The organism is Novosphingobium sp. KA1 (genome assembly GCF_017309955.1).
Lineage (GTDB): Bacteria > Pseudomonadota > Alphaproteobacteria > Sphingomonadales > Sphingomonadaceae > Novosphingobium.
Genome location: NZ_CP021248.1, coordinates 286,651 through 310,073, shown reverse-complemented (window position 1 = coordinate 310,073; position 23,423 = coordinate 286,651). Strand labels below are relative to the sequence as shown.

At 62.5% G+C, this 23,423-nt stretch carries 21 protein-coding genes and 2 pseudogenes; 9 read left to right on the top strand and 14 right to left on the bottom strand.

Annotated elements, in window-relative coordinates; translation table 11 throughout:
• From CA833_RS19105 to CA833_RS19065, 9 genes are all read left to right on the top strand, one after another.
• Window positions 1–1,452 (top strand): bifunctional enoyl-CoA hydratase/phosphate acetyltransferase, encoded by a 1,452-nt coding sequence (locus tag CA833_RS19105; protein ID WP_234831428.1) that lies wholly within the window; start codon window positions 1–3, stop codon window positions 1,450–1,452.
• Window positions 1,449–2,639: an acetate/propionate family kinase gene (locus CA833_RS19100; RefSeq protein ID WP_122129146.1), complete on the top strand. Its 1,191-nt coding sequence runs from the start codon at window positions 1,449–1,451 to the stop codon at window positions 2,637–2,639. The genes CA833_RS19105 and CA833_RS19100 overlap by 4 nt, the downstream gene beginning before the upstream one ends.
• Window positions 2,636–3,409 (top strand): enoyl-ACP reductase FabI, encoded by a 774-nt coding sequence (fabI, locus tag CA833_RS19095; RefSeq protein WP_122129147.1) that lies wholly within the window; start codon window positions 2,636–2,638, stop codon window positions 3,407–3,409. The genes CA833_RS19100 and fabI overlap by 4 nt, the downstream gene beginning before the upstream one ends.
• Complete coding sequence (locus CA833_RS19090; RefSeq protein WP_122129148.1) at window positions 3,406–4,593, top strand: phospholipase A; 1,188 nt, start codon at window positions 3,406–3,408, stop codon at window positions 4,591–4,593. Before fabI ends, CA833_RS19090 begins: the two co-directional genes overlap by 4 nt.
• 126 nt (window positions 4,594–4,719) lie before the next feature.
• Entirely contained in the window at window positions 4,720–4,995 is a 276-nt protein-coding gene (locus CA833_RS19085; protein WP_122129149.1) for an HU family DNA-binding protein, read from the top strand.
• A 95-nt stretch (window positions 4,996–5,090) separates the two neighbouring features.
• Window positions 5,091–5,855: an IS6-like element IS6100 family transposase gene (locus tag CA833_RS19080; RefSeq protein ID WP_001389365.1), complete on the top strand. Its 765-nt coding sequence runs from the start codon at window positions 5,091–5,093 to the stop codon at window positions 5,853–5,855.
• Window positions 5,856–5,883: 28 nt separating this feature from the next.
• Window positions 5,884–6,486: a recombinase family protein gene (locus CA833_RS19075; RefSeq protein ID WP_207081223.1), complete on the top strand. Its 603-nt coding sequence runs from the start codon at window positions 5,884–5,886 to the stop codon at window positions 6,484–6,486.
• On the top strand, window positions 6,483–7,043 hold the full coding sequence (locus CA833_RS19070) for a hypothetical protein (RefSeq protein ID WP_082370115.1): 561 nt from the start codon (window positions 6,483–6,485) through the stop codon (window positions 7,041–7,043). The genes CA833_RS19075 and CA833_RS19070 overlap by 4 nt, the downstream gene beginning before the upstream one ends.
• A 118-nt stretch (window positions 7,044–7,161) precedes the next feature.
• Complete coding sequence (locus CA833_RS19065) at window positions 7,162–7,464, top strand: hypothetical protein (protein ID WP_207078119.1); 303 nt, start codon at window positions 7,162–7,164, stop codon at window positions 7,462–7,464.
• A gap of 373 nt (window positions 7,465–7,837) precedes the next feature.
• Here the strand turns inward: CA833_RS19065 and CA833_RS19060 are convergent.
• From CA833_RS19060 to CA833_RS18995, 14 genes and pseudogenes are all read right to left on the bottom strand, one after another.
• Window positions 7,838–8,005 (bottom strand): annotated as a pseudogene (locus CA833_RS19060) (transposase); the annotation flags it as partial.
• Window positions 8,006–8,856: 851 nt separating this feature from the next.
• A complete protein-coding gene (locus CA833_RS19055; protein ID WP_207080805.1) occupies window positions 8,857–11,802 on the bottom strand; it encodes a Tn3 family transposase in 2,946 nt (981 codons plus the stop codon).
• A gap of 69 nt (window positions 11,803–11,871) precedes the next feature.
• A complete protein-coding gene (locus CA833_RS19050) occupies window positions 11,872–12,636 on the bottom strand; it encodes an IS6-like element IS6100 family transposase (protein ID WP_001389365.1) in 765 nt (254 codons plus the stop codon).
• A gap of 54 nt (window positions 12,637–12,690) precedes the next feature.
• A pseudogene (locus tag CA833_RS19045) lies at window positions 12,691–12,915 on the bottom strand (MgtC/SapB family protein); the annotation flags it as partial.
• A 114-nt stretch (window positions 12,916–13,029) separates the two neighbouring features.
• A complete protein-coding gene (locus CA833_RS19040) occupies window positions 13,030–13,779 on the bottom strand; it encodes an HAD-IIB family hydrolase (RefSeq protein WP_188821271.1) in 750 nt (249 codons plus the stop codon).
• Window positions 13,776–16,277, bottom strand: a complete 2,502-nt coding sequence (locus tag CA833_RS19035; protein ID WP_188821269.1) for a heavy metal translocating P-type ATPase — start codon at window positions 16,275–16,277, stop codon at window positions 13,776–13,778. Before CA833_RS19035 ends, CA833_RS19040 begins: the two co-directional genes overlap by 4 nt.
• Window positions 16,274–16,882, bottom strand: coding sequence for a cation transporter (locus CA833_RS19030; protein ID WP_188821267.1), 609 nt, complete (start codon window positions 16,880–16,882; stop codon window positions 16,274–16,276). The genes CA833_RS19035 and CA833_RS19030 overlap by 4 nt, the downstream gene beginning before the upstream one ends.
• Window positions 16,879–17,565 (bottom strand): ZIP family metal transporter, encoded by a 687-nt coding sequence (locus tag CA833_RS19025; protein WP_018251225.1) that lies wholly within the window; start codon window positions 17,563–17,565, stop codon window positions 16,879–16,881. The genes CA833_RS19030 and CA833_RS19025 overlap by 4 nt, the downstream gene beginning before the upstream one ends.
• Before the next feature lie 3 nt (window positions 17,566–17,568).
• Window positions 17,569–17,952 carry a hypothetical protein gene (locus CA833_RS19020; RefSeq protein WP_188821265.1) on the bottom strand — a complete coding sequence of 128 codons (384 nt, stop codon included), beginning with the start codon at window positions 17,950–17,952 and terminating at the stop codon, window positions 17,569–17,571.
• A 5-nt stretch (window positions 17,953–17,957) separates the two neighbouring features.
• Window positions 17,958–18,845, bottom strand: coding sequence for a bestrophin family protein (locus tag CA833_RS19015; RefSeq protein WP_188821262.1), 888 nt, complete (start codon window positions 18,843–18,845; stop codon window positions 17,958–17,960).
• Between the two features lie 31 nt (window positions 18,846–18,876).
• Window positions 18,877–19,218, bottom strand: a complete 342-nt coding sequence (gene fliE / locus CA833_RS19010; protein WP_019368193.1) for a flagellar hook-basal body complex protein FliE — start codon at window positions 19,216–19,218, stop codon at window positions 18,877–18,879.
• 45 nt (window positions 19,219–19,263) lie between these two features.
• A complete protein-coding gene (locus CA833_RS19005) occupies window positions 19,264–19,635 on the bottom strand; it encodes a hypothetical protein (protein WP_188821292.1) in 372 nt (123 codons plus the stop codon).
• A complete protein-coding gene (locus CA833_RS19000; protein ID WP_188821260.1) occupies window positions 19,635–20,123 on the bottom strand; it encodes an SRPBCC family protein in 489 nt (162 codons plus the stop codon). Before CA833_RS19000 ends, CA833_RS19005 begins: the two co-directional genes overlap by 1 nt.
• Window positions 20,124–20,176: 53 nt before the next feature.
• A complete protein-coding gene (locus CA833_RS18995; protein ID WP_188821258.1) occupies window positions 20,177–23,422 on the bottom strand; it encodes an efflux RND transporter permease subunit in 3,246 nt (1,081 codons plus the stop codon).
• Window position 23,423: the final 1 nt, after the last annotated feature.

Here is a 23,423-nt window from a genome sequence, read left to right as displayed (position 1 = left end):
TTGGACGATACCGACACGATCGAGAACCGAACCTATGGCGAGATCGCGATAGGCGATACGGCGAGTGTGACCCGCACGCTGTCAAAGAAGGACATTCAGGTATTTGCGCTGGCCTCCGGCGACGTGAACCCTGCGCATCTTGATCCTGAATTCGCCGAAGGGGATTTCTTTCGCCGGGTCATTGCGCACGGCATGTGGGGCGGCGGCCTGATTTCCGCTGTTCTGGGCACGGAACTGCCTGGCCCCGGCACGATCTACCTCAGCCAGTCTCTCCGTTTCAAACGGCCGGTTGGCATAGGGGATGTCATAACCGCGTCGGTGACCGTCAGGGAAAAGCACGACGACAGACATATCATCCTGCTCGACTGCCGTTGCGAAAACCAGCATGGCGAAACGGTTATCGCGGGCGAAGCAGAAGTCATAGCGCCGACCGAGAAAATCCGTCGCCCGCGTGTCGCGCTTCCCGATATCCGCCTGTCCGATCATGACGGCTATCATCGCCTGATAGAAGCTGTTGCCGGCAATCCGGCACTGACGGCCGTGGCCCATCCCTGTTCGGCGGCGGCGCTCGCAGCAGCGGTGGAGGCCGCCGAAGCGGGCCTGATCAATCCTATTCTTGTCGGCCCCGAAGCGCGCATTCGCGCTGCGGCAAAGGAAGCGGGCAAGGATATTTCCGCATACCGGCTGGTGGCCACCGCCCATAGCCATGACTCCGCTGCAAAGGCGGTCGGGTTGATCCATTCGGGTGAAGCCGTCCTGCTGATGAAGGGGTCGCTCCACACCGACGAACTGATGAGCGCGGTCGTATCGCGTGCCAACGGACTTCGTACCGAACGCCGTATCAGTCACGCCTATGTCATGGATGTGCCGGGGCATCCGGAACCGCTCATCATCACCGACGCGGCCATCAACATCGCGCCGAATCTGGAGGAAAAGGCGGATATCATCCGCAACGCCATCGACCTTGCCCATGTCCTTGGTCGCAAGGAACCAAAGGTCGCGATCCTGTCGGCAGTAGAGACCGTCAACCCCGCCATGCCGACGACCCTCGATGCGGCGGCTCTTTGTAAAATGGCTGACCGCGGCCAGATCACGGGCGGGCTGCTCGATGGGCCGCTCGCGTTCGACAATGCCGTCAGCGAAGCGGCCGCAAAGGAAAAGGGCATCGTTTCGCGCGTCGCCGGGAAAGCCGATATCCTTGTCGTGCCAGACCTTGAGGCGGGCAACATGCTGGCCAAGCAGCTGACCTTTCTGGGCGGCGCGGATGCTGCGGGCGTGGTATTGGGTGCCCGCGTACCCATCATCCTCACCAGCCGGGCGGACAGTCTGCGCACGCGGCTTGCCTCCTGCGCCGTGGCGGTACTGCTCTCACGCGCAGCGACAAAGGCGGCGCCGGGATTGCCCGGCACCGAAGAGACAACCGAAGCACAGTCCGGAGCGGCACCCGCATGAAGGCGATTGTCAGCCTCAACGCTGGCTCCTCCAGCATCAAATTCGCCCTCTTCACGCTCGATGACGACCGCACGCCCACTCTCTCGGCAGGCGGCAAGATCGAACGCATCGGTATTTCCCCGCGCCTGACGATCCGTGATGCTGCAGGAGCATTGCTGCAGGAGCATGACTGGCGGGATGAAGCCGCGCTGACGCATGCCGACCTCCTCGCCTGGCTCTTTGCCTGGGCTACAGAGCATCTCGACGGACGCGAGGTGATCGCCATCGGCCATCGCGTCGTTCATGGCGGCACAGACTTCTCACGACCGTGCCTGATTGACGATGCGGTGCTGGATGAGCTGGAAAGCCTCAGTGCGCTCGCCCCGCTCCATCAACCGCATAACCTTGGAGCGATCCGCGCCATTGCCGCCATCGCGCCCGAACTGCCACAGGTGGCCTGCTTTGACACCGCATTCCACCATGACCGCCCGCCGCTGGCCACGCGCTTTGCCCTACCGCGAGCGCTGCACGATCAGGGGATCAGGCGCTATGGGTTTCACGGCCTTTCCTACGAATATATCGCGCATCAACTGCGCAAAATCGACCCGGCCATGGCGCGCGGGCGCGTGGTCGTGGCGCATCTGGGCAATGGCGCATCGATGTGCGCCATGGCGGACGGAAAAAGCGTCGACACAACGATGGGTTTCACCGCGCTCGACGGACTGATGATGGGAACACGCTGCGGTGCGCTCGACCCCGGCGTTGTACTGCATCTCCAGACGCAGATGGGCATGGGCGCTTCGGAGGTGGAGTCCATGCTCTACAGCAAGTCGGGTCTGCTCGGCGTTTCCGGCATTTCCAGTGACATGCGGGAACTTGCAGCGAGCGACCGTGCCGAGGCTGCGGATGCAATAGAGTTGTTCGTCTGGCGTGCCGCACGAGAGGTCGCCGCCCTGACGGCCTCCCTTGGCGGCCTGGATGGCATCGTGTTTACGGCCGGTATCGGCGAGCATCAGGCCGACATACGCAGCCGTATCTGCCAGCGGCTCGAATGGCTTGGTATCCAGATCAACGAAATCGCCAACGCGGCCGGCGCTCCGGCCATCAGTTTCGATGACAGCGTTGTAAAGGTCCGCGTCATCCCTACCGACGAGGAGCATATGATCTGCCTTCACACTCTTTCCGTTCTCTTTGGAGTGCAGCCGTGAACCCCATCATCGACCTTCGCGGAAAACGCGGCCTCGTCATTGGCATCGCCAACGAACATTCCATCGCCTCCGGCTGTGCCGAAGCGTTTGCACGCGGCGGTGCGCGGCTTGCCGCCACCTATGTGAACGGCAAGGCGCAGGATTGGGTTCAACCGGTGACGGACAGGCTGGGCGTCGAATGGACCGCGCCCTGCGATGTACGCGAACCGGGCCAGATGGAGGCACTTTTTGCGGAAGTTGAAAAACGCTGGGGTGGTCTGGACTTCCTGCTGCACTCGATCGCCTTCGCACCCAAGGATGACCTGCATGGCCGGGTGATCGACAGTTCGGCAGACGGCTTCGCCATGGCGATGGATGTATCCTGCCACAGCTTTCTGCGTATGGCGAAGCTGGCAGAGCCGTTGATGACGGACGGGGGCTGCCTGCTCTGCGTGACCTTTTACGGCTCCGAACGTGTGGTGGAGCATTATAATATGATGGGTCCGGTCAAGGCCGCGCTGGAAAGCGCAACGCGCTACATGGCTGCAGAACTCGGACCAAAGGGTATTCGTGCGCACGCCATATCGCCCGGCCCGATTTCGACGCGCGCGGCCAGCGGGATCGACCGCTTCGACGAACTGCTGGACCGCGCGGCGGCACAGGTTCCACAGGGGCAACTGGTGGATATCGCTGACGTCGGCGCGCTCGCGGCCTTCCTTGTCAGCGACGCCGCAAAGCGGATCACGGGCACCGTGATCCCGGTCGACAACGGACAGCATCTTCACGCATGACACGCGCATCGATCCTTTCGGCGGTTTCCGCCGCCCTCCTCATCGCGACGCCTGCTATGGCTCAGGATGGCATCGAGATTTTGATCAGCCGCGCCGCGCTTCGCGAAGCTGGCGGAAATGTCGAGGTCGACGTTCGGCTGCTGAACGCTTCAGACACCCAAAAAACTGTCGTTCTGCCTGATCGCGTCGCCGCCACGCTCACCGCAGACGACGTTGCGCATGCGGTCTGGCTGGAGCGCGCCTCGTCTACGCCTGCCTCCTTGGAGCTTGCACCTGGCAGCTTCGCCAAGGCGGCATACCGGCTCGCTTCGTCCAGTGCCGGCGAAATATTGTCGGTTCCCGCGTGGAACGATCAAAGGATCGCGCTCGAAGTCGCTCCGCCTTCCACGCAGGCAACGGCACAGGTGGCGGCGCAGGCGCCCCCCCTGCCCGCGCCACCGCCAGCAGACCGGACAGTCGGCAACGCCTTCCTCGAAAATTTGTCGGCCTATGAACCGATCTACGCCGTGTACGGTCCGGGCACGAACAGCGAAGCGCGCATCCAGCTGAGCTTCAAATATCAACTCTTCGGCAGCCGCGCCCGCGAAGAAGATCATGCATCCCTTCGGGACGGCCTCTACTTCGCATACACGCAGCGTATGTTCTGGGATCTGGGTGCGGAATCATCGCCCTTCCGCAACATCGACTACCAGCCCGAGCTTTTCTATCTGTCGGAGCCTGTCGCGATCGCGGGCAAGGCGACGGTAAGCGGGCAAATCGGCCTGCGCCATGAATCCAACGGCCGGGACGGCGATGCCTCGCGCAGTATCAACAGCATCTATGTCGCGCCCATGGCGGCTTTCCCGCTGAGCGGTGGCTGGCGCCTGACCGTGGCGCCACGTGCGTGGCTCTTTGTCGGCGACCGCTCCGACAATCCCGACATTCGCAGATACAGGGGCAATGGCAGCCTCTTTATGGAGGTTGGAGAGGATAATGGACTGCGCCTCTCCACCTCCACCCGTTTCAACCTGTCGACAGGCAAGGGCGCAGTCTCGGCGGACATGTCCTATCCCCTGCGACGGATATTGGGTGGCGGTCCCGACTTCTATCTCTTTGGCCAAAGCTTCTACGGCTATGGCGAGAACCTGCTCGATTATGACCGCCGCACGACCCGGTTCCGCATCGGGCTGGCCGTTGTGCGGTGAGGCGCCGAACATGACGAACCATTCCATTTATTCGGCAAATGCGGGCTTGATGCGCGCATTGCCCATGGCGTCGCCATGCGCAGGTGACTATGGGCAACACACCAACAACGAGCGGAAAGGATTCCCGTGAACAATAATGACCTGGCCGACAAGATCGCCAGCCAGACCGGCAGCACCAAGGCTGACGCCCGCGCTGTCGTCGATCTCGTCTTCGCGTCGATCGCCGATGCGGCCGCCAGCGGCGAAGAGATCAGCCTCAACGGCTTCGGCAAGTTCAAGGTGAAGGACAGCCCGGCACGCGAAGGCCGCAACCCGTCCACGGGCGAAACGATCCAGATCGCAGCGTCGAAGAAGCTGGGCTTTGCGCCCGCCAAGGCGCTCAAGGACAAGCTGAACGGCTAATTGTCCCGCTGCCAGTCAACTGGGCATCCATCAGGGCTCTGTTGCAAAAATCGTGAAGCTTGAGCATGCTTGGCGGAGATTGGACGGACGGAACGATGACGGATTTCAAGTGGCGCCATTTCCAGGGTGATGTGATCCTGTGGGCGGTGCGCTGGTATTGTCGCTATCCGATCAGCTATCGCGACCTTGAGGAAATGCTGGCGGAACGCGGCATTTCGGTCGACCATACGACGATCTATCGCTGGGTCCAGTGCTACGCCCCGGAGATGGAGAAGCGGCTGCGCTGGTTCTGGCGGCGTGGCTTTGATCCGAGCTGGCGCCTGGATGAAACCTACGTCAAGGTGCGGGGCAAGTGGACCTACCTGTACCGGGCAGTCGACAAGCGGGGCGACACGATCGATTTCTACCTGTCGCCGACCCGCAGCGCCAAGGCAGCGAAGCGGTTCCTGGGCAAGGCCCTGCGAGGCCTGAAGCACTGGGAAAAGCCTGCCACGCTCAATACCGACAAAGCGCCGAGCTATGGTGCAGCGATCACCGAATTGAAGCGCGAAGGAAAGCTGGACCGGGAGACGGCCCACCGGCAGGTGAAGTATCTCAATAACGTGATCGAGGCCGATCACGGAAAGCTCAAGATACTGATCAAGCCGGTGCGCGGTTTCAAATCGATCCCCACGGCCTATGCCACGATCAAGGGATTCGAAGTCATGCGAGCCCTGCGCAAAGGACAGGCTCGCCCCTGGTGCCTGCAGCCCGGCATCAGGGGCGAGGTGCGCCTTGTGGAGAGAGCTTTTGGCATTGGGCCCTCGGCGCTGACGGAGGCCATGGGCATGCTCAACCACCATTTCGCAGCAGCCGCCTGATCGGCGCAGAGCGACAGCCTACCTCTGACTGCCGCCAATCTTTGCAACAGAGCCCGAGCGGCAATTGCGCGACCTTGCCGCCTTTGCCGAACGGGGCGGCTATGAAGTGGTGAAAGCGTTCCGGGAGACAGCCTCCGGCATGAAGGCGAACCGGGCGGCACGTAACCAGGTGATGAAGCTGGCGCAGGCACGCCAGATCGATGCGATCCTTGTGACCGAACTAAGCCGGTGGGGCCGCTCCACCCAGGACTTGCTCGACACACTGAACCGGTTGTCCGGGTGGCGCGTGTCCGTGGTGGCGATGAGCGGCATGACGTTCGAGGTCGACACACCGCATGGGCGGATGATGGCCACTTTGCTTGCCGGCATCGCGCAGTTCGAGCGCGACATGCTCAGCGAGCGTGTCCGTTCCGGGCTGGCTGCGGCCCGAGCGAGGGGGCGCAAGCTCGGACGGCAACCGGGAGAACGGCCCAAGTCGGATCGGCTTGGCCCCAAAGTACTCGCGCTGGTTGAAGAGGGGCGCAGCTATCGCTGGATCGCGCGGGATCTTGGCCTGAGCAAGAACACGGTCGCTGCAATCGTCGGTCGGGCAAGAGCAGATCGCTCTCCTGCCGAGGAAATAGCGGCATGACAAAAGCCCCGCCACGCCTGCCGCCCGATCCGCGGCGCAAGGTACGCTTCCGTGAGATCGCTCGCGGCATCGTCGCCAAAGACCGCCATGATCGCAAATATGGTTACACTGTGGACACCGCGGGCGCTATCGCACAGGCGCTGGAGCGCGCCTATCGTGAAGGTGTACGAGACGCTCCAACAATTACTACCACGGTGCATGAGCAGCCCGATACAACGGGCCCTCTCGAATGGGCGATGATCCCGCCTCGACCCAGGGATGCCTTCTGGAGCATCTGCCTGTTTTTTCTTGGCCGGGAAGCGGATGACACCCGGAATGGATACCTGGAGCCCGCGCTTACCGAACGCGGAACGCCGGGATGGGCAATGGTAGTCCCGGGGCGAAACCGGGAAAAAGTGATCGGTGATCGAACCATTGTCCCTCTCGTCCGGCTTGGGCTCCTTGTGCGTTCATCGGATAAACCTGTTCGTCTTCTTGTCACTGAGCGCGGACAGGACACATGGCGACTTTTCTGCCAGCGGGGCGGGCGTTACCCCGAGGATCTGACCGACATCTGATCTACGCTCAACAGAGTTTTATAATGGCAGCTAGCGCCCCCTTGCGGACTTTTGCACGGGCTGACACGTTCAGCGGCGCATGGATGAAAACTGGATCTCGACTATAGTGTGGACTGTCGTGAGCACGCTGGGTGGAGCGATCGTCGCAATCATACTCAACAGGCACGCGGCGGGGCGAAGCCGCTCGCTGCGTACTGTGATCGCAACGGCTTCGGCCTTGCTGCCAACCCCGGTGGTGACGGCTGTAGTCCTTCTTTCGTCCGGAGATCCTCTATCTTTGATCTTGTCGATGTCGCCAGATGAGTTCCTGTTTCCATTCGCCTTCCAGCTTGTGATTAGCTTGGCGATTGCGCTGCCTGTGTCATGGCTGATCAGTAAGCACGAACCTGATCAGATGCATGGAACCGGAGTGTTCGAATAGAACTGCGCATGCCCCCTTCCCACCCCTTTAAGCCATTGCGCTTAGGGTGTCATTTCGCCCCGTACCGGAACTGACCCCAATGGGCGCATGGGTCATGATCAGAGAGTCTTGGTATCAGAGGCACTCCAATGTCGGTGTCCAATGCGGTCGTAAGGCGGTTCTCGTCCATTCCCGCAGTTCAACCACAGCGCTGGGGCCTGGCAAGGTGATGCCGGAACACCGCTCACTGGGTACCTACAACCTCAAGCGCACAATGAATATTCTCGCGGTCCCGGCGTGAAAATTGCCCCGTCCCGGCCAGGACGGAGGCCAGACAGGCCAATCGCCAGAGAACCGATGCATTTCAGATGCGCTACGCCCACCCGCGCACAGGTCTCATCAGTGTGCTGAAATCCGGCACCGGCCAATCAAGCCCGACCATCCCGAGAAGACTTGCGACCATGCCGGTGGTCTGGCGCAAGGCACGCTTGAACACTCCCTTCAACGTCAGGCAGGCCTGGATCGCCGCATCCGAGAAGACAGGCTGGCGCCTACGCGGCCCCAGTGCATTATTGGGACACAGATATACGGTAGGATTGAATGTCCCGGCACAGGCAGTTTTCGGAAGCCCTGATCGGCGGCGCGAACGACCGGAATGTTGGGGGAAACGAACTTTAGTCCGAGAGTGGTTGGACGCGATTGGCGTCACTGATGTACTTCTGCGTTTCGGCTTCAGATAAGGGGCTTTGGCTGCGGAAAGACGCACTACAAAAGCCAAGTCCAGCAACCCGTGGGCCGACCGGCCAACCGCTAGTTTGGATGGTTATCGCATATCGCGACCTGGATTTTGCCTCGAAAGAAGATGGGGTTTCCGCGAAGCGGAAGAGGTAGTCGTATCCTATCGATCTGCCTGCCGTATGTAGCTCAACATCATCACCTCGCGGGACCAAGGAAAACCTTGAGAATTGGTTAGCCCCCGATCCTCGCATTTCGAATTTAATGGGAGTCTGATCGACCTTTCCAGTTGTGGGATTTTGGAAGCCGCGCCCTCCCGAACGATCCAAGATCAGCTTCGACCGCACGCCGTTCTCCATTTGGATGTCGCAATCAAAATGGAAAGTTTCCCAAGTCGTTTGCTTGGGCGTCCGCTCAAGTTTCACAAGGGATGGGTCAATCGGTTGATCAGTCGCCGGACCTGCCATCACCGCCAGCGGAATTAAGTACGAGAGCATGTATCATCGTCCCAGATTGTGCCACGCCCAAGCTGCGCCAATTCTTGCGTACCTCGCGACAGCAGATTGCCTTCTATCAACCTCTGCAGATCAGTAGTCGCGTTGTTACTGCCTCGAACCAATGTCGCAAGTGTTGGCGTGTCCGGAACGGCGGGTTCGGCTCCAAGGATGCAGATATTGGTCATAGCGTGTCAATCCGGAGTGGCAAAAATCCGTCCCGGTCGAGCTGGGTATCGTCGGAAAACACATAGTCTCCGGTCAGGTTGATGTGATCCCAGCCCAGCGGGGAGATTTGCCCCAACAGCCCGTCAATCCCGATCTGCCCCCGGGCTTGAAGCGCATGGGCCGCCCGGGAGAGATTTTTGCAATTATAGAGGATGATCGCAGCGGATACGAGATTGAGCCCGGCCGCGCGAAGCTGCTGGTTCTCGGCACCACGATCGCGAAACCGGCCAAGTCGGTGAAATGCAACGGCGCGCGCCAGGGTGTTGCGGGCCTCGCCCTTGTTGAGTTCGGCGGTGACGAGCTTGCGCAATTCGGGCTCCTCGAACCAGCGCAAGGTAAAGAGGGTCCGTTCAATCCGACCGATCTCGCGCATGGCGGCAGCAAGGCTGTTCTGCTGCCGATAGGCGGACAGCTTCCGCAGTATCAACGACGGGGTCACCACCCGATTGCGCATCGCCGCGATGACCTGGTGTATGTCGTCCCAATGGCTGCGGATAAGATTTTCATCGAGACGGTGCCCGAACAGCGATGCCAACTTGCCGTAGCGAGCCTTTGGTTCGAACGCGTAAAGCCTCCGATCGGAGAGACGGGGAATTCTCGGCTCGAAGCTGAGCCCGAGCATCGTCATGACGCAAAAAACGATATCCGATACCCCGCCGCCATCGACGTGCAGCGCGGCAACGTCGACAGCGCTCTGGTGGCCAAGAATCCCGTCGAGCGCATGGATCGCCTCGCCTGCGGTTCCGGCAATCACGGTCTGATGAAGTGGCGCGTATCGGTCGGTGATGGTGGTGTAGATCTTGATGATGGGGTCGCGCCCATAGTGGGCATTGACCGCTCCGCCGCTCTCTCCTGGCCCGCCGAGATAGAAATGCTGGCCATCGGCCGAGGCCCGCCAGCCCTCGCCAAACCAGGCGGCGATCGGTTCGGCATGGATGGCATCGGTCAGAGTGGCCAATGCCGCCCTGAACGTGTCCTCGCGCATATGCCAGGTTTGCATTCTGAGCAGGGCCCGCCGCGATGCCACATTGCAGATATCAGCCATTCGGCTGAGGCCAAGGTTGGTCGCCTCGGCGATCAGGCTTGCGATAAATGCCTTTTCGTCGCTTGGCGGGAGCCCGGTCGAGACATGTGTAAAATGGTCGATGAAGCCGGTCCATTTGGCGACCTGATGCAGCACGTCGGTGATCCGCACGGTGGGCAACAGGCGGTAAACCTGCATGGCGGTGTTGCGCGATTGCTCGTCGTCGGCGGCGCTATCCTTGGGCATCTTCGGGAACCGCAGTCGATCGCCGGTGAACAGCGCCGCATCCTTGCCTGACAGGCCGTTCGCTGTAGCCAGAAGAGCCTGGTCGAGTTGCGCCGACTTGGTAGCAATCCACTGCTCAAAATCCGGCTTGCCAAGGTCGGGCAACCGTGACGGCTGTATGGCTGGTGCCGCCGCAGTGGGGTGAATCAGGTCTTCGAGTGCGCGATGCATTCGCGAGGTCGGCACCCAAAGGTCGCCCGATGCCAGCGCACTTGCGACGGCAAAATACGTGGCAAGCTCCCAGTAGGTGCGGTCGATCTTGCCGTCGGCGAACAGATGCCGCCGCCATCGATGCTCGATGTGGCCAAGTGGCACATCGACAGGGAGCGGCCTGCGCCAATTTCCGCCAAGATCGACGAGGATGCCCATTGCAGTCCGCAGCGCAGATGTCGCCTTGCGCCCTTCAAACGCAAACGAAGCGAGGAAACGGCTGCCAACCTGCTTGAAGGTTCGGTATTCTGGTTGCAGTTCGCCGACGACGTCAGGACGGCCAGGCTTCGTCGAGCGGCGAATGAGCTGTGTGTCGGCTTCAATCAGATCGAGCCCGGCGACGCAGGTAACCGCGGCTTCAACATCTTCGCCTTTACGTAGCGCCCTGGTCATTGCTTCCAGCACGGCTGCGATCCGTGCGAGCCGTTCGCGGCCTTGATCCGCCGAGACAAGGATGGTTTCGTCGAGACGCTTGCGTGCCCGGAGATTGGCGCGCCCCACCAAAGATCCAAACATGGCGAGCGTCGCATCGGTTGTAGTGGCCTCCAGTTCGCGCATTGTCGCGACCAGCGTTGCCATGCGGCGCGATGGCGACATCTGCTGCAGGGCCTGTGCCGTCAGGCGAACGCCTTCGCGCGCCAACTGGTTCATCTTGGCCCACGACGCGTCCGGAACCGAAACGGTGTCGAGCCCGAAGGCCCGGATCGCATCGATCTTGTCGAGCAGTTCGAGCAGCGTGCGGGCGCTCACGCGGTTTGGCGGTGCTCTCAGCCAGCTCAACCGGCTTTGCTGGTCGTGGACTTTCTCGGCAAGCACAGCGTCCAGCCTCTGCCGGGATGCGGAATCAAGCTGGGCATGAATGGCGGCCATAAAGGCCTTGTCGGCCTGATGCATCGCCGATGCGGCCATCCGTTCGATGACGCTTCGTCCAGGAATAATGATCCGCTCGGCGCGCATCTTGTCGGCGAGACGTTCGATCAATGCCTGGCCATCGGTGAGCGCCACTGCCTCATCATTCAGCCATGCACCCAATTCCGCGCGCAGAGGATGGCTCAGGTCGCGAAAGCCATGGTTTCGCTTGATGGTCGCAAGCTGCTCGTATCGGGTCGGTCCGCGCCGCGCGAATTCAGCAATGACATCTGCATCGACACCGACCTGCTCGGCGATGTAGTCGAGCATGAGCGCCGGCAGCACTTCGCCCCGGCGCAAATATCGGCCTGGGAAGCGAAGGCAGCACAGCTGCAGGGCATAGCCGAGTCTGGTCGCTGGCGTTCGGGCCTTGGCAATCATGGCAAGATCGGCATCGTCGAGGCTGTAGTGCCGAACCACCTCATCTTCGGTACCCGGCAGTGCAAGAAGCTCGGCCCTCTGCCTCTCTGTCATTGGAATGCGTGCAGGGGCTCTGTTGCAAAGATTGGCGGCAGTCAGAGGTAGGCTGTCGCTCTGCGCCGATCAGGCGGCTGCTGCGAAATGGTGGTTGAGCATGCCCATGGCCTCCGTCAGCGCCGAGGGCCCAATGCCAAAAGCTCTCTCCACAAGGCGCACCTCGCCCCTGATGCCGGGCTGCAGGCACCAGGGGCGAGCCTGTCCTTTGCGCAGGGCTCGCATGACTTCGAATCCCTTGATCGTGGCATAGGCCGTGGGGATCGATTTGAAACCGCGCACCGGCTTGATCAGTATCTTGAGCTTTCCGTGATCGGCCTCGATCACGTTATTGAGATACTTCACCTGCCGGTGGGCCGTCTCCCGGTCCAGCTTTCCTTCGCGCTTCAATTCGGTGATCGCTGCACCATAGCTCGGCGCTTTGTCGGTATTGAGCGTGGCAGGCTTTTCCCAGTGCTTCAGGCCTCGCAGGGCCTTGCCCAGGAACCGCTTCGCTGCCTTGGCGCTGCGGGTCGGCGACAGGTAGAAATCGATCGTGTCGCCCCGCTTGTCGACTGCCCGGTACAGGTAGGTCCACTTGCCCCGCACCTTGACGTAGGTTTCATCCAGGCGCCAGCTCGGATCAAAGCCACGCCGCCAGAACCAGCGCAGCCGCTTCTCCATCTCCGGGGCGTAGCACTGGACCCAGCGATAGATCGTCGTATGGTCGACCGAAATGCCGCGTTCCGCCAGCATTTCCTCAAGGTCGCGATAGCTGATCGGATAGCGACAATACCAGCGCACCGCCCACAGGATCACATCACCCTGGAAATGGCGCCACTTGAAATCCGTCATCGTTCCGTCCGTCCAATCTCCGCCAAGCATGCTCAAGCTTCACGATTTTTGCAACAGAGCCCCTTCGAGCAACCTGGCTTGCGCTGGAGACGTGCGGCCGAGGATCGCGATGCCCACCAGCACGAAGCCGCAACTGGCGATGGCAACCAACGGAAATGTGCGGATGCCTGCGCTGCGAGCGTCCTTCTCGCGATCCCAGCCAACAGGAAGGGCGAGCGCATAGGCGACGGCAAGACTGATGATATGGGTGGTTATCTCCCACCACGAGCTTTGAAACATGCCGGCCTGCCTGTTCTACGCGATTGCTCCAGATCGGAGGTAAAGGGGGAAGATCGGGCCGAGAGCCCCACAGACGTTCAGGCCCAAGGCGGGGATCGCGAACATCGGCGATCCCTACCGGTGCAGACATGCGATGATGGCAGTCACGACGGCGGTGGTTTCCGCAACGTCGCGCACTCTCACCGTATCGAGGCCAATTTCAGCGGCGGGATAGTCATTCCCACCAGGGAAGATCGCATCGCCGATGAACAGCATCCCGTCGAGCGGGACGCCGCTTTCAGCACTCAGGCGCTTCAGGCCATAGCCCTTGTCCACCCCTGCCCTGGTCACGTCGATCGATGTCGTGCCACCTAGATTGATTGAGAGGTCCGGCAGCGTCGCGCGCAACATGGCCTGCAACGCGGTCCTCTTCTTTCGGTCGGGATCCCACGCTTCCTTCTCCTTTAGCGGCGCTGCCTGCCCCAGCCCCGAAAAGGTGATCTGGCTACCCCGGTCCTCGATCCGTTCGCCCCAGATACGTTCGTCGGCGAGGCCGGCATCGGTCAGGGCCTGATCGAAGGCCGCGCGGATCGTCGCCTTCTCTGCGTCGTCGAACAGCTCGACATAGACCGCGCGCCAAGCTCCATTGATGAACCGGTAGAGTTTTGTGCCTGTGGTCGGCATCAACCAGAGACGGTCAAGCGCGGCGCCGGCAGGAAGACGCGAGGCGACCTGCTTTTCGAACTGCGGCCAGTCCCCGCCCGAGATCACCGCCACATCCGTGACGGCGAGCAATCGGCCGAGGGTCTCGGCCATATCCTCTGATAGCGGCCGCTTGCTCTCGGCAAGCGTGCCGTCGAGGTCGAAGGCGATCATCCACTTCATGCCGCCTTCCCCGCCGGATCGCGGTAGGCGAGCAGCCTGAGCGCGTTGACGACAACAAGCAGCGTTGATCCCTCATGAACCGCCACCGCTGGCCCAATGCCGAGGCCAAGGATGGTGGCAGGAACGAGGAAGGCGACCACGCCCAGGCTGACGAAGACGTTCTGGCGGATGATCCCGCGTGTGTGACGGCTCAAGCCGACCGCGAACGGCAGGTGCGCCAGATCGTCGGCCATCAATGCGACGTCGGCTGTCTCCAGCGCCACGTCCGAGCCCGCCGCGCCCATTGCAATGCCGACCGTTGCACTGGCCATCGCCGGCGCGTCGTTCACGCCATCGCCGACCATCGCGACCTTGTCTTCACCGGCGAGCTTCTTGATCGCGGCGACCTTGTCTTCCGGCATGAGATCGCCCCATGCCTCGTCGATCCCGACATCGTTGGCGATCGCTTCGGCGACTTTCTGGTGGTCGCCGGAGATCATTATCATCCGCGACACGCCCATCTCGTGCAGCCGGCGCAGCGCGGTCTTTGCCGCTTCGCGGGGCGTATCCATCAGGCCGATCGCGCCCAGGTCGCGGTCCCCCTTGCGGACCACCATCGTCGTGCGACCGTTTTCACGCAATTTCGCGATCGCGTCCTGTGCCCCCTGCCCCAGCGCCGGAATGCCCTCACTCCCGAACATCTCGGCCTTGCCGATCCAGACCGTCTCGCCATCCACGCTCGCGGTGACGCCCCGACCGGTCAGGCTCTTGAGGTCGCCGGCAGTCGGCACGGCACGATCGTTCAGTCGTTCGCGGCCGTCCTTGACGATCGCTTGGGCCAGAGGATGGTCGCTCAACGCTTCGACGGCGACGGCCAGCGCCAGCAGCTCGCCTTCATCGGCGCCATCAACGGGCACGACATCGGTGATGCGCGGACGACCTTCGGTCAGCGTGCCCGTCTTGTCGAAAGCGATCGCCTTGAGCGACCCGAGGTTTTCGAGCGGTGCACCGCCCTTCACGAGCACGCCGCCCCGCGCTGCACGGGCAACGCCAGACAGGACAGCGCTCGGCGTTGCGATGGCGAGCGCGCACGGGCTTGCCGCCACCAGCACCGCCATCGCGCGATAGAAGCTGTCGCGGAACGGCTCGTCGACGACCACCCATGCGAAGAGCAGGAGCACCGACAGGATCAGGACAGCAGGCACGAAGATCCGCTCAAACCGATCGGTGAAGCGCTGCGTCGGCGACTTCTGCGTCTCCGCTTCGCTCACCATCTTCACGACCTTGGCGAGCGCGCTTTCATTGGAACGGCGTGTCACCTCGATCTCGATCGCGCCGCCACCGTTGATCGTACCGGCAAAAACCCGGCTCTCCGCGTCCACTGCATCAGGCTTTGCCCGCGCCGCGGCGGCATCGGCGACCGGCACCTTGTCGACCGGGATGCTTTCACCCGTCACCGGGGCCTGGTTGATCGCGCTGTTGCCCTTGATGACGAAGCCGTCAGCAGGCAGGCGCTCGTTCGGGCGGACAATGGCAACGTCCCCAACGACCATTTGCTCGACCGGGATTTCGCTGGTCTGGCCGTCGCGTCGCACGGTCGCGGTTTCGGGCGCGAGCTTCGCTAACGCCTCGATCGCCTTCTTGGCGCGTCCCATCGCGTAATGCTCAAGCGCATGGCCAAGGCTGAACAGGAATAGCAGCAGCGCGCCTTCGGCCCATGCGCCCAGCGCAGCGGCGCCGGCGGCAGCGACCAACATCAGCGTGTCGATCTCGAACTTCTTCATCCGAAGGTTGTCGATCGCCTCGCGCAGCGTGAAGAATCCGCCGAAGAAATAGGCTGCGACATAGCAGCCCGTGGGCAGCCACTCCGGTGCGCCGGCAACCAGCCTTTCGATCGCATAGCCGATCCCCAGCAGCGCGCCGCAGGCAAGCGCGAAGATCAGCTCGGTATTGGGGCCGAGAAATTCGGCGTGGCTATGGTCGTGACCATCACCGGGGCCGTGCTTCTCTTCGCCCGCGTCGTGGCCCCCGGGGCCGTGGTCGTGGCCGGCATGGTCATCGGCGGCGACCCGCTTGCCAACCCTCACCTTCAGCTTGCGAAGAGCAGCGCGCACTTCCTCTTCTGTGGTCTCTCGGCGATCATATTCGACCCGGACCGACCCGCTGGTGCTGGCGCTTGCCTGTACCACCCCGGGCAACGCGCATAGCGCATCGCTGACCGTGCGCGCCCGCCGTTCGTGACTGATCCCTGTCACCTGCCAGATCGCATGACCGTAGCGTTCAGTGATTTCGGCACCTGCGGCCCGCACCATTTCACGCAATCGCGGCAGCGGCAGCTTGGCGGCGTCGAAATGGATGCACAGGGCCGCCGGCGTGTCGCCGTCGAGGCAGATCACATGCGCCCGCTCGACGCCTTCGCGTTTCGTCAGGGTTGATACGAGACGGTCCAGGCAAGCGTCGGCCGCGTCAGGAAGGTCCGGCAACAATACTGGAATATCGAGTTCGAGCTTGTCGTTCATGACGACCTCCTTTCGCTTTTCTTGGTTTCGGCGCGCGCGTCGCGCAGGATTTCGACACCGCCCTTGATGGCGATGATGGCGGTAGCGAAGCCGACCAGAAGGTCCGGCCAGTTGGTGCCCAGCCACAGCACCAGCACGCCCGCGATTAGGATGCCGCCATTGGAAATGAAGTCATTGAAGCTGAAGGTGGTGGCGGCCCGCAGGTTGACGTCCGGATCCTTGAGCCGCTGGAGCAGCCGCAGGCAGAGGTAGTTTACGACGCCGGCGATCGCCGACATGACCATCATGGTCGGTCCGATCGGCTCGCTGCCCTGAAGGTAGCGCCGGCCAACGTCGATCAGGATACCGCCCGCGAAGATCAGCAGCATGACGCCCGAAGCGACCGCGGCGCGTGTCTTCCACGTCTGGCCCCGGGTGAGCGCCACAAGGCTCAGCGCATACACGGCCGTATCGGACAGGTTGTCGACACCGTTTGCGATCAGGGCACTCGAATCCGCGAAAAATCCTGAGACGAAGAAGCCCGCCGCGATTGCTGCGTTCAGCAGCAGGACGATCCAGAGGGTACGGCGCTCCTTGCCGCCATTGTTGTCGTTGCTCGGGATCATCCCATGATCTCCTCGAGCGTTAGCAGGGCAAGGAACCCTACGAAGAACATCGAGCTGATGAGCGGGGTGTCAGGCTTCTCGTGCGCCTCAACCAGCAGCTCTTCCGTGACGAGGTAGAGCAGCGCCATCAGCCCAAAGCTCAGGAAGCCAGCGACCATTACCGGCGAGAGCGTGGCGACAGGAACGGCCGCGAGCGCGCCGATTGGCAGCAACAGCGCCAAGGCCGAGACGATCACGATGATGCGCAGGCGCGAGCGATAGGTTTCCGCCAGCTCGTTGGTCAGCGTCAGACCCAGGAAGAGCACTTCGAGCGTCAGCGCGATCGTCAGCAGAAATCCCGCCTTCTCGCCCGCGACGAAGGCAAGGCCGAGCACCAGGCCATCGACTAGGATGTCGATGCCGATGGCGGCGAGCAGCGCCATCGGCCCCTTGAAGCGGGCCTCGAAAGCCTTGAGACCCAGCATCGTTACGACGCCCGCCGCCCCGCCGATCAACGTCGCGCTGGGCGAAGCCTCATGCTTGACCTGCGGCAGAATTTCAGTCGCTGCCGCCGCGAACACGACGCCGGCAGCAAGATGCTGTAGCCCCGCCACGAGACCAGGATTCAATTTGGTGCGGCTCGCGATGATCGCGCCGAGCACGACCGCCAACACAGGCGCAAGCGTGTAGAGCAATGCCTGCATATCCTATGATTCCTCCGGTGTTCGATGACAGACGCGGATCTTCCCGCGCTGCGTGAAGGCGATCGACCCGCCCGCCACGACTGCCCGCGACTGGTCGCCGCGAAATTCTTCGCCGGTCCGTTGCGCGTGCAGGATCTCGGTTCTGCCGTTGGGCAGCCAGGTGACAGCCATCTTCAGCCCGTCGTCGATGAAGTCGACATCGGCGCGCGATCCATCGTCGCAATACATGATGCGCTGCGCGATCAATCGAGGCGTCAGATGCTTTTCATGCGCCGGCTCGGCCGGTTCGCTCGGCGCGGGATTGCACGCCCCTACGACCATACCCGCGAACAGAACGGCGCCGATGCGCGCGGCTGTCAGGCCAGGCAGGTGCCGCAAGGCGCGCACCGCCCTCACCACAGCACGCCGTGATCGGGCGTCAGCGGCTCAGGGGCCGGTAGTCCCGCCGTCTGAAGAAGGTCGATCTCGATCGTGCGGCACATGGCCGTGAGCGGGACATCGTGGACGCTATTGGCGAACGGATCGGTCAGATCCTCGCCGATGCTCAGCACCGCTAGGAAGACGAGTCCGATCAGCGTCGATCCGATCGGCGTGGCAAGGCCCAGGGATTCGACCAGCGCGATCGGGAGCAGCACGCAGAACACGCGCGTGAAGAGGTTCGGGAAAAACCGAAAGCCATTGGGCAGCGGCGTGTTCTTGATCCGCTCCATGCCACCCTGCGCATTGGCGATGTCGATCAGGACGCGCTCCACAGTTGCCTGCTGGATCTCGGTGATCCGACTTTCCGCGAGCGCGTCGGCGTAAATGCCCGATATGTCCTCCAAGAGCGCGTTGGCAGGGTTCAGGCGAGCGACCGCCATATCGGCGACGTCCGTTCCGGCGATCCGGGCAATCTCTTCATAGGGCGACTGTCGGCGAAGCTGGCAGCGCATCGAGTGCGCGAAGGCGATCTGCCGCAGGATGATGTTGTGCCGCATCTCACTGCCCTCGGGTTCCCCCTTGGTCAGGCTGCGCGTGATCCTGGCTAGGCTGCGCGACGCATTGATGAGCGCGCCCCAAAGGGTTCGCGCTTCCCACCAGCGCGCATAAGCTGCGTTGGTCCGAAACCCCATGAAGAGCGCAATGGCAGTGCCGAACAGCGCCGTCGGCAAAGGCGGTTCCTTGATCGGGGTCATCATGTGGAATGCCGTCACCGCCACGTCCCACACGAACAGGATCGTGAGAGGCTTCCAAACCTCGATAATGATCTGCCTAAAACGTGGCCTCGCGCCGACTATCATATCAATTACGCCCTAAATCTCTTAGCGATCGTCATCCGATCGGCATGTTCATGATGTCCCGATAAGCGGACAGCAGCTTGTTCCGGACTTGCAGGGTCGCCTCGAAAGTAATGGATGCGCGGCTCTGGATGAGCGCGACGGTTGCAATGTCGGTGGTTTCGCCACGCTCATATGCTTCGGTGACGACATCCTCTTGCTCTTGGGTCTCGTTGACCTTCGCGACCACGGCATTGAGGGTGTCGGCGAAGTTCGACGCCGGAGCGGTCGGCGTCACGCCGGGCGGTGCCGTCGGCTGCGCCTCACGCAAAGCGCGGCTTCGCGCGATCACTTCGGCGCGAATGGCCATCACATTCGAGATCGACGTGTCAGACATCGTTTCTCTCCCGTTGCAGTGCGACGTGTCGGAAGACAGGGCGGTTCATCGGGTGCCCTCCCGTTCGCAGATTCGGGTGCGGCCCTCGCCTTCCACGACGGTGAGCTGCGACCCCTTGAAGGTCGCGGTGGCTGTCTCGCCGACATATTGGAGGCCCTGCGCCGGCGCGGTCAGCGTCATGGGCACGGCGCTGCTGGAGCGCCGCAAATCGATCTGCAGGCCGTTGTCCTTGTAATCGACGAACAGCGGTTCCCCGTCGGAACAGCGATAGGGATGACGCCCCATTTCCCCGGTCGCCACGGCGCTGTCGGACGAATGGATTTGCTGCTCCGTTGGCGGAGCTGGCGGCTTGCTTTCCGTGCAAGCCGCCAGCCCGACAACGAGGATGAGGGCGGGCAGTACCCGCTTCAACGGCATCACCGCGCCTTCCTCCTGTAGCGGGAGGGGACGCGCTGACGATTGATCCCGCGGGCAGGCTGACCCACCCGCCAGCGCAGATAGGTTGCGAGGCGATCGTCAGCCTCGATCATCAGGGACCGCAGACGACGCAACATCATCGCCGCGAACGGCAGAGACAGCGCCCCGCGCAGCGTGCAGCTATGTGTTAGCCTGGTGCCACCGTCGTCCCCTGCCAGCTCGTACCGCTCTTCGAGCGTGAACAGATAAGGGATGCCGCAGGACCAAGCGAAGGCGCGCGGCTTGTCGAATTGATCGACCCGGGCCGGCGTCCGAATTGGCCGGGTGATGCCCTGGATCGCGAAGGTACATTCCGTCTCGCCAGGCTGGCACGGGTTGTCGAGGAATACGAGCGGACTCCAAGCCCGACGATGATCTGGATCGGTGATCGCCGACCAGATCCGCAGTGGCCCGCCGTGAAGCATTGAGCTGGTTATGGTGCGAGGCATATCCCCATCTCCCAGAGATGAGCGGGGCGATCGCGGATCGCCCCGCGCACCCATCAGGCCAAGTTGTTCACGAAGGTCTGACCGTGGTCGTCCCCTTCATGCTCCTCATTGTAGTGCTCGGGCTTCTCGATCACTTTCTGCCCGAACCGGGCGTAGAGCGTCGGCAGCACGAACAGCGTCAGCAGCGTCGCCGAGATCAGGCCGCCGATGACGACGGTCGCCAATGGCTTCTGCACCTCCGCGCCCGCCCCCTCGCCAAGCGCCATCGGCACGAAGCCGAGGCTTGCGACGAGCGCGGTCATGACGACGGGCCGCAGGCGCTGCATTGCGCCGACATGGGCCGCCTCTTCGCGCGATAGCCCCGACCGGATCAGATCCTGGATCGAGCTGACCATCACGAGGCCGTTGAGGACCGCGATGCCCGACAGGGCGATGAAGCCCACCGCCGCCGAGATCGAAAAGTCCATGCCTCGCAAGAAGAGCAGCAGGACGCCGCCCACCAGCGCGAATGGCACGCCGGTGAAGACGATGGCGGCATCGCGGACCGATCCCAATGCGCCATAGAGCAGCAACAGGATCAGGATGAAGCAGGCCGGAATGACCAGCTTCAGCCGCTCGCTCGCCGATTGCAGGTTTTCGAACTGGCCGCCCCATTCGAGATAGGTGCCGGCAGGCAGCCGAACCTGGCTGGCGATCGTTGCCTGCGCATCCGCAACCACCGATCCGACGTCGCGGCCACGCACGTTGGCTTGCACCACCACGCGCCGCTTGCCGTTCTCGCGACTGATCTGGTTGGGGCCGTCGACCACCTTGATCTCGGCGACGCTGGACAGCGGCACATAGCCGCCGCCTGCCACCGGCACCTGCACCTGCTGGAGCAGGCCGATGTCGGCGCGCTGCGCCTCCGACAGGCGGATCACCACCGGGAAGCGACGATCGCCTTCGAAGATCTGGCCCGAGGTCCGCCCGCCGATCGTGGCAGTCACGGTGTCCTGCACGTCCTGCGCCGTGACGCCCAGGCGTGCCATCGCGTCACGATTGACGCGAATGTCGAGCATGGGGAGACCCGTCGTTTGCTCAACTTTCACGTCCGCTGCGCCCTGCGTTTTACGCAGCGCCGCAGCGATTTGCTCGGCTGTCCGGTTCATCTGGTTGAAGTCGTCCCCGAACACCTTCACCGCGATGTCGCCGCGCACGCCGGCGATCAGCTCGTTGAAGCGCATCTGGATGGGCTGGGTGATCTCGTAGGCATTGCCCGGAATCTTCGCGAGATTGCCTTCGATCCGGCTGACCAGCTCTTCCTTGGGAAGCTCAGGATTCGGCCAATCCTTGCGCGGCTTGAGGATGACGAACATGTCGGTCGCGTTCGGCGGCATCGGGTCGGCCGCCAGCTCGGCGGTGCCCGTCTTGGAATAGACGAACTGCACCTCCGGCTGCTTCGACATCATCCGCTCGATCGGCACCTGCATCGCTTGGCTCTGCTGGACCGACGTCGCCGGAATACGGAGCGACTGGATCAGCAAATCGCCTTCATCAAGCTGCGGCAGGAACACCGAGCCGAGCGTGGTGAAGGCGAGCGCCGCCACCACAAGGCTCGCGACACCCGCCCCGATCGTCACGGTCGGACGCTTCATGGCCCGGTCCAGACCGGGTTCGTAGCGCTTCTTCAGCCACGTGATGATGCGGCCGTCCTTCTCCTCGACCTTCTTCGACAGCCAGATCGCGATCATCGCCGGCACGAAGGTGAGAGAGAGGATGAAGGCGAAAGCGAGTGCGATGATGACGGTGAGCGCCATCGGCACGAACGTCTTGCCCTCCACGCCGGTCAGCGTCAGCAGCGGCACATAGACAAGGATGATGATCGCCTGCCCGTACACAGAGGGACGGATCATCTCACGCGCAGCGGCTGCCACGGTCGCGAGCCGTTCCTTGACGCTGAGCAATCGGCCTTCATGATGCTGTTGCTCGGCAAGCCGGCGCAGCGCGTTTTCGACAATGATGACGGCGCCATCAACGATCAGACCGAAGTCCAGGGCGCCGAGGCTCATCAGATTGGCCGAGACGCCAGCACGCAGCATCCCGAAGCCGGTCAGCATCATGGTGATCGGGATGACCAGCGCCGCGATCAGCGCCGCGCGGAAGTTTCCGAGCAGCACGAAGAGCACGACGATGACCAGCACCGCGCCTTCCGACAGGTTCTTGGCAACCGTCTTGATCGTCGAGTTGACCAGTTCGGTGCGATTGAGCACCGGCTGAATCACCACGTCCGGAGGCAGCGAAGCGTTGATCGTCTTCAGCTTCTCCGCGACCGCGGTCGACACGACGCGGCTGTTCTCGCCGATCCGCATGATCGCGGTGCCGACGACGACCTCAGTGCCATTCTCCGAGGCCGAACCCATGCGGATCGCCTGACCCGTCTTCACGGTCGCGACTTGTTCGACCGTGATCGGCACGCCGTTACGTGTCGCGATCACGGTCCTGGCCAACTCGCCGGCATTGCGCACGAGCGCATCCGAGCGGACAGCCAGACCTTCGCCATTGCGATTGACGAAGCCGCCGCCGACGCTGGTGTTGTTGCGCTCCAGCGCGTTGCCCAGGTCGGTCAGCGTGATGCCGAGTGAAGCCAGCTTCTGCACATCGGGCACGACGAGGAATTGCTTGGCGTAACCGCCAATCGAGTCGACGCCGGCGAGGCCCGGAGTGTTCTTGAGAAGCGGCGTGACGATCCAGTCCTGCGCCGTGCGCAGGTATGTCGCCTTATCCTCTTCGGTCGTCAGTCGCTCGCCCTCTGGCGTGATGTAACTGCCATCGGGCTGTTGGCCCGGTTCACCGGGCTTGTGCTTGTCGTCCTCGCGATGCTCGAGACGAACGGTGTACATATACACCTCGCCCAGGCCGGTCGCGATCGGACCCATTTCGGGGTTCACGCCATCGGGTAGGTTCTCTTGCACGCCCTGCAGACGTTCACCCACCTGCTGACGGGCGAAATAAATGTCCGTGGCGTCCGAAAAGACGGCGGTGATCTGCGCGAAGCCATTGCGGCTCAGCGAGCGCGTATATTCAAGGCCGGGAGTGCCGGCGAGCGCGGTTTCGATCGGGAACGACACCTGCTTCTCGACCAGCTCGGGCGAGAGCGCGGGTGCGCGGACGTTAATCTGGACCTGATTATTGGTGATGTCCGGCACCGCGTCGATCGGCAGCCGGTAGAGGGAAAAGGCGCCGATGGCGGCGACGATGACGGTGAGCAGCAGGACTAGCCAGCGCTTCTCGACCGCCCATGTGACGATGCGGGCGATCATG

What these genes read in the sequence shown, in the direction of transcription:
- CA833_RS19100 (WP_122129146.1), top strand. Translation starts at nt 1,449, where the DNA reads ATGAAGGCGATTGTCAGCCTCAACGCTGGCTCCTCCAGCATCAAATTC.
- CA833_RS19090 (WP_122129148.1), top strand. Translation starts at nt 3,406, where the DNA reads ATGACACGCGCATCGATCCTTTCGGCGGTTTCCGCCGCCCTCCTCATC.
- CA833_RS19080 (WP_001389365.1), top strand. Translation starts at nt 5,091, where the DNA reads ATGACGGATTTCAAGTGGCGCCATTTCCAGGGTGATGTGATCCTGTGG.
- CA833_RS19070 (WP_082370115.1), top strand. Translation starts at nt 6,483, where the DNA reads ATGACAAAAGCCCCGCCACGCCTGCCGCCCGATCCGCGGCGCAAGGTA.
- CA833_RS19055 (WP_207080805.1), bottom strand. Translation starts at nt 11,802, where the DNA reads ATGACAGAGAGGCAGAGGGCCGAGCTTCTTGCACTGCCGGGTACCGAA.
- CA833_RS19050 (WP_001389365.1), bottom strand. Translation starts at nt 12,636, where the DNA reads ATGACGGATTTCAAGTGGCGCCATTTCCAGGGTGATGTGATCCTGTGG.
- CA833_RS19040 (WP_188821271.1), bottom strand. Translation starts at nt 13,779, where the DNA reads ATGAAGTGGATGATCGCCTTCGACCTCGACGGCACGCTTGCCGAGAGC.
- CA833_RS19035 (WP_188821269.1), bottom strand. Translation starts at nt 16,277, where the DNA reads ATGAACGACAAGCTCGAACTCGATATTCCAGTATTGTTGCCGGACCTT.
- CA833_RS19030 (WP_188821267.1), bottom strand. Translation starts at nt 16,882, where the DNA reads ATGATCCCGAGCAACGACAACAATGGCGGCAAGGAGCGCCGTACCCTC.
- CA833_RS19025 (WP_018251225.1), bottom strand. Translation starts at nt 17,565, where the DNA reads ATGCAGGCATTGCTCTACACGCTTGCGCCTGTGTTGGCGGTCGTGCTC.
- CA833_RS19015 (WP_188821262.1), bottom strand. Translation starts at nt 18,845, where the DNA reads ATGATAGTCGGCGCGAGGCCACGTTTTAGGCAGATCATTATCGAGGTT.
- fliE (WP_019368193.1), bottom strand. Translation starts at nt 19,218, where the DNA reads ATGTCTGACACGTCGATCTCGAATGTGATGGCCATTCGCGCCGAAGTG.
- CA833_RS19005 (WP_188821292.1), bottom strand. Translation starts at nt 19,635, where the DNA reads ATGCCGTTGAAGCGGGTACTGCCCGCCCTCATCCTCGTTGTCGGGCTG.
- CA833_RS19000 (WP_188821260.1), bottom strand. Translation starts at nt 20,123, where the DNA reads ATGCCTCGCACCATAACCAGCTCAATGCTTCACGGCGGGCCACTGCGG.
- CA833_RS18995 (WP_188821258.1), bottom strand. Translation starts at nt 23,422, where the DNA reads ATGATCGCCCGCATCGTCACATGGGCGGTCGAGAAGCGCTGGCTAGTC.